Consider the following 5,190-nt stretch of genomic DNA (forward strand, 5'->3'; position numbering starts at 1 on the left):
TGGCTGGGCGTCTTTTTTGTTGTGTACGATTTTTATTCCGCTATTTGCCGGGGGTAGTAAAACTCTCACCTTAAAATTCGGATGGAGTAAAGAGTGGGAGCCCTGCTGTCCGTAAACGCCCGATTGGTGAAGGCTAATAAACAGTGGGGATGAACAAAATCCCCACTGTTTAAAGTTTCACTTTATCGTAAAACGATAAACCTATACATTCTGTAAATTTTAAATTTCTGTATTATTTTACTATTGACAAAGGATTTTGTCCATGCTTTATCAGATTTATTTTCTAAGAATAATAGCTTAATAAACTTCCATTATTAGAAGTCATCCCTCACTATGTAAGCTTTTATCACTAACAATAATCCCATCTTCATCTACATAAACATATTCATTCGGCTTCCATTCAACTTCACCAAATTGCACCGGAATATTTTTTTCTCCTTTTCCTTCTTTTACACTTCTATTTGGCATTGTCCCTAACGCTATAATACCGATATTAATATTTTTTAATTCACTAGAATCACGAACATATCCATTCACAATAATTCCTGCTAAGTTTCTTTCTTCCGCAATAGCTGCCAAATTATCACCGAGTAACGCACAATTTTTAGAAGCTCCGCCATCAACAACTAATACTGTACCTTCCGGCAGTGTTTGTAACCCCTCTTTTACTAGTACATTATCATCCTTCACTTTTACCGTTGCGATTTTCCCATAGAATTGTTCTTTCTTTCCATAAGATTGAAAAGACTGGCGACATATTTGTAATTCCTTTTCAAATTCATCACATAGATCCGTAGTCTTCCACATCTCTTTCCCTCTTTTCCTTTTTCTTTTTCTTTTTATATTACATATTCTTGGCTTTTTTTCGTTTCCCTGTCTAATGTTGCAACAATTTGTATGTGTAAGAAAAGGACAGAAAAACTATTGCCTTAAGAAGCCACCTTTATTATAATCTATTTCACAGATAAATTTCAGAATATTAAAAATTAACCAAGTGAAAAAGGAGGGGTTTTATGCAATTACAGACCGAGGCAAAAAAACAGCCTAGTAAACGAAAGTTTAAAATGCCTGACGCGTACGTACTACTATTTTTTATTGCTTTACTTTGTGCAATAGCTACATATTTCGTTCCTGCTGGAGAATTTAAAAGAGTCACAAACGGTACTGTTACAACGACAATACCAGGAAGTTATCATTCTGTTCCACAATCGCCGGTAGGGTTTGTTTCTTTTTTTACCGCTATTGAAAAAGGAATGACACTTGCTGCTCCTATCATCTTCTTAATTTTATTTACAGGTGGAGCCATTGCAATTCTTGAAAAAACAGGTGCTCTTGACGGTTTAATCTATCATGTAATTAACAAATTTCGGAATCAGCAATTACTTTTCATTTGTATTGTCGCCGCACTCTTTTCTATTCTCGGAACGACTGGTATTATCGTGAACTCAGTTATCGGCTTTATCCCCATCGGCATCATCGTTGCACGCACATTAAAATGGGACGCTATCGTCGGCGTAGCAATTATTTATTTAGGCACTTATGCTGGTTTTAATGCTACTATTTTATCTCCCTCACCTTTAGGCATTTCACAAAAAATCGCAGAACTCCCGATGTTTTCAGGAATTGGTTTACGTACGGCAATTTATATCTCTTTTTTAATTGCTACCATTTTGTATATTAATTGGTATGTAAAACGCTTAAAAAAATCGAATAAAGGAAGCATACTCGGAGATAACTGGTTTCCAAGTAATGCTCTTTCAAGTGAGGAAGAAACAGAGAAAACAGAAGTTCCTTGGACAATACGTCATAAATTAATTTTACTCGTTTCAGCTTTATCATTAATTGCATTTTTAATAGGCGCTTTTCGTCTACATTGGACGGACGCAGAAATGACCGCTACTTTTATATTCATAGCAATTACAGCGGGAATAATAGGTGGTATGAAAGCAAACGATATCGCTTCTACTTTTCTAGCAGGCTGCCAAAATCTCATATACGGTGCTTTGATCGTCGGAATGGCTCGTTGTATTTCAGTCATTTTAGAACAAGGCAAATTACTTGATACAATCGTTAATCAACTCGCACAGTCTCTCGAAGGACATAGCCCTGTATTTGGCGTTCTCGGCATGTATGTAAGTAGTGCCGCATTACATTTCCTCATTTCATCCGGGACAGGAGAATCTGTTATTTTCATTCCGATATTAGCTCCATTAGCCGATTTCATGCATATTACACGCCAAGTTACAGTACAGGCTGTTATGCTTGGAGAAGGTGTAGTGAACTGCCTCAATCCAACTTCCGGTGTTTTAATGGGCGTTCTCGCAGCGAGCGGCATTTCTTATGGAAAATGGATTCGCTTCATGGCTCCACTTGCATTCATTTGGTTTATCATTGGACTTATTTTTCTTATTGTTGGCGTGAATATTGAGTGGGGACCGTATTAAAAGACTCATATTATACTTAACTTAATAAAATATCTATTCTATTCTCCAATCCTATAAAAATCACTTATTCTAGTATAGATATAAACAGGGATTGATCATAGTGATCAATCCCTTCTCTCAAAGTAAAATACCTTTAAATATTTTAATTCCAAATTTTATTTACCCATTCCGGATGATCAATAAAAGGATTACGATTATGTTGATATTTCGTAAAAATCACTTCATTACGCTTTCGCTCTAAATCATCTACCGGGTCTTGTTCATTCCATTTTAGTAAAACGGATAGTTTACCCATGTATGGATCTTTATTGTTATTCACCTTTTCATTTAATTCTAAGTCTATTTCGCCGTTGTCTCCTTCATAACGAACAGCCATGTAAAATAGCATTCTAGCGATATCTCCTTTTACACTATCACGAGGTTCCCAAGAATCACTATCGTACTTACATTCTGTCGCTTCTGAATGATTCACACCACCATTATCAAAATCCAGATTTCCACGTGAGCTATTTACAGATACATCCGTCGCTCTTAAATGATGCAAATCTGTTCCAGCTCCTGCAGTCGTTCCAAAATCACCGTGAGATTTTGCCCAAACATGCTCTCGGTTCCAATTATCAACTCCTGAACCATTCGTAAGTTTCCCTTGCGAACGCCCAGTATATAAGAGTAGCACATTGTTTTTATTATTTGGATCTTCATCAGTATCTCTTAGTGCTTCCCAAACCGCACTGTATGATAACTTTGTATGATCATCAATAATATTATGAAGTTCCTTCTTTAATTCTAAACCCATTTTTCCTATTGCATTATTATAATATGTATCGTCATAGCTTTTTACAATAATCTCTTGTGGTGATGCAGAAGCTACTTCACCGTGTATGATATCTGTGAATGATAGAGATGCAGTACCTAAAATAAAAAATGAAGATAGTGTAACCATAGCAAGCCTTGTATTTCTAAACTTCATATACCCATTTCCCCTTTAAAATATAATTTGAAGCTATTAACTAAAAAATGCTTTCTAGCCCCCAAAAACTTTTAGAAAGCCATCCCCATCCTTTTCTTTTTATTTAATACAAAACTCTATTGAGTCTGTAGTATTTCCACACTTTTTGTTTATCTACTTTTCACAAGGAATATCCTTCTCTAGTAAAGATTATTAAAATATTCTTTACAATTAAAAAGTAGTTTAATGTTAACTTATAAATTTCAATTTTTTTATGCAATTATGCATATTTGATAAATCGTTCGACTTTTCTTTTTTCTATAACTGTCTTTATTTTTTGTGTAAAACCCTTCTTCCTCTGTAGAATAAGTACAAAAATAGATTGGATACCATGTAAGGCACCAATCTATTTTAATTAAAGAAACTTTGGTAATTCTGAGTTCACAACACATTGTGCAGTAATGATAACATTTTTATATTGAGACAGAACTACTACTATTTATTTGGCATCGAATCTATATACTTTTTAACTACTTCATATACATATTCTTGATTTGCCGCTGCTGTATTTGGATTGTATTTTCCGCCGTTTGTTTTATTGTTAGATAATACTCGAATCCCTAAGAATGGTACGTCATACGCTTTTGCGATTTGTGCCGCTGCTGCACCTTCCATTTCTTCTACAGATGTACCGTATTTTGTATGGAACCATTTCATTCTATCAACTTCATTATTCCAAACATCTGCTGAACCTATAGTACCTTCCACCACTTTACCTTTTGTATATGTATCTTTTACTGCATTAGCTGCTGCAAGTAAATCCTTATCACCCTCGTAGTATCGGACTTTCTCAGCGTTTGGATCTTCTCCTGCACTTCCTTCAGAGGCCATTAAGTCCATAGCAATCCATTTTGTCGGCTCAATTCCTTGATTCTCATCCATATTCGTTGTTTTTAATGAACCTATATTCGCGACTTTTTTCCCTAAAACAATATCAAATACGTTTAAATTTGGATCGTGTCCACCTGATGTTCCTTGGTTAATAATCGCTATAGGCTTATATTTTTCAATAGCCACTGCTGTAGCGGCTGCTGTATTTTCCATTCCTTTACCTGTTTTCGCTACGATTACAGGATAATTGTCGACAGTTCCTTTATAAAATACGAAAGTTCCAGACTTTTCTTCTTTCACATTTTTTAACCTTTTTGCAAACTTTTCAGCTTCTATCGGCATTGGACCTTGAATTAAGATAGGTTTTTGATCGCTTTTTGCCTCAGCAACTTGTTTCGGACTCGCATTACACCCCGCAAGTATCGAGAATGACAATGCAACAGTAGTTACTAGGGCAGCACATTTTTTCAACGTATTCTTCTTCATAAATAATCTCCTCTTTCTCTTGTTGTTTTCTATACTCGATGCTTTTGGTCCAAACAAAAAAGTTCTAGAAATTGTAGAGGAATCTCTACTTTCTAGAACTACGGTAGTCAAAGTGAATTCAGCAAAAGGTAAGGAGAATGCTAAATTATAGATCGGTAGCGCTCATTACACAGAACGACCGAATACTTTAACCCGTAGTCCAGTTCTTTCATTGGGAACTAGGTAGAAACGCTCGGACCATATTACCGAGTATATACGAGTGATGATATTTAAAATTATTATATGGATAATATAACAAACTATTAGTGAATACGCAACAAAAACATGAACATTAATCTTTAACATTAAAAAAATGTTCGTTTTTAAAAGGGAATTCAATAAAAAAAGCATTTTACAATGAATTTTATTACAAAAAAAACA

4 protein-coding genes and 1 riboswitch are annotated in these 5,190 nt (G+C 35.0%); of the genes, 1 reads left to right on the top strand and 3 read right to left on the bottom strand.

Features of this window, described 5'->3' with window-relative positions:
• Positions 1 to 321: 321 nt before the first annotated feature.
• The gene (gene rraA / locus KI356_RS24630; protein WP_212936746.1) at positions 322 to 807 is read right to left on the bottom strand and encodes a ribonuclease E activity regulator RraA; all 486 of its coding nucleotides are present in this window, start codon (positions 805 to 807) and stop codon (positions 322 to 324) included.
• Positions 808 to 1,013: 206 nt separating this feature from the next.
• Between rraA and KI356_RS24635 the strand changes: the two genes are divergently transcribed.
• On the top strand, positions 1,014 to 2,444 hold the full coding sequence (locus KI356_RS24635; protein ID WP_212936747.1) for a YfcC family protein: 1,431 nt from the start codon (positions 1,014 to 1,016) through the stop codon (positions 2,442 to 2,444).
• A gap of 142 nt (positions 2,445 to 2,586) precedes the next feature.
• On the opposite strand, the gene KI356_RS24640 is transcribed toward KI356_RS24635, so the two are convergent.
• Both KI356_RS24640 and KI356_RS24645 read right to left on the bottom strand, forming a co-directional pair.
• Positions 2,587 to 3,414 (bottom strand): endonuclease I family protein, encoded by an 828-nt coding sequence (locus KI356_RS24640; RefSeq protein WP_002033283.1) that lies wholly within the window; start codon positions 3,412 to 3,414, stop codon positions 2,587 to 2,589.
• A gap of 474 nt (positions 3,415 to 3,888) precedes the next feature.
• Positions 3,889 to 4,770 carry a 5'-methylthioadenosine/S-adenosylhomocysteine nucleosidase gene (locus tag KI356_RS24645; RefSeq protein ID WP_128280598.1) on the bottom strand — a complete coding sequence of 294 codons (882 nt, stop codon included), beginning with the start codon at positions 4,768 to 4,770 and terminating at the stop codon, positions 3,889 to 3,891.
• A gap of 175 nt (positions 4,771 to 4,945) precedes the next feature.
• Positions 4,946 to 5,049: riboswitch (purine riboswitch) on the bottom strand.
• Between the last annotated feature and the right edge of the window lie 141 nt (positions 5,050 to 5,190).

It is taken from the genome of Bacillus hominis (assembly GCF_018332515.1).
Taxonomy (GTDB): Bacteria; Bacillota; Bacilli; order Bacillales; family Bacillaceae_G; genus Bacillus_A; species Bacillus_A hominis.

Excerpts from the sequence above, each read along its gene's own strand:
- rraA (WP_212936746.1), bottom strand. The coding sequence starts at position 807 with ATGTGGAAGACTACGGATCTATGTGATGAATTTGAAAAGGAATTACAA.
- KI356_RS24635 (WP_212936747.1), top strand. The coding sequence starts at position 1,014 with ATGCAATTACAGACCGAGGCAAAAAAACAGCCTAGTAAACGAAAGTTT.
- KI356_RS24640 (WP_002033283.1), bottom strand. The coding sequence starts at position 3,414 with ATGAAGTTTAGAAATACAAGGCTTGCTATGGTTACACTATCTTCATTT.
- KI356_RS24645 (WP_128280598.1), bottom strand. The coding sequence starts at position 4,770 with ATGAAGAAGAATACGTTGAAAAAATGTGCTGCCCTAGTAACTACTGTT.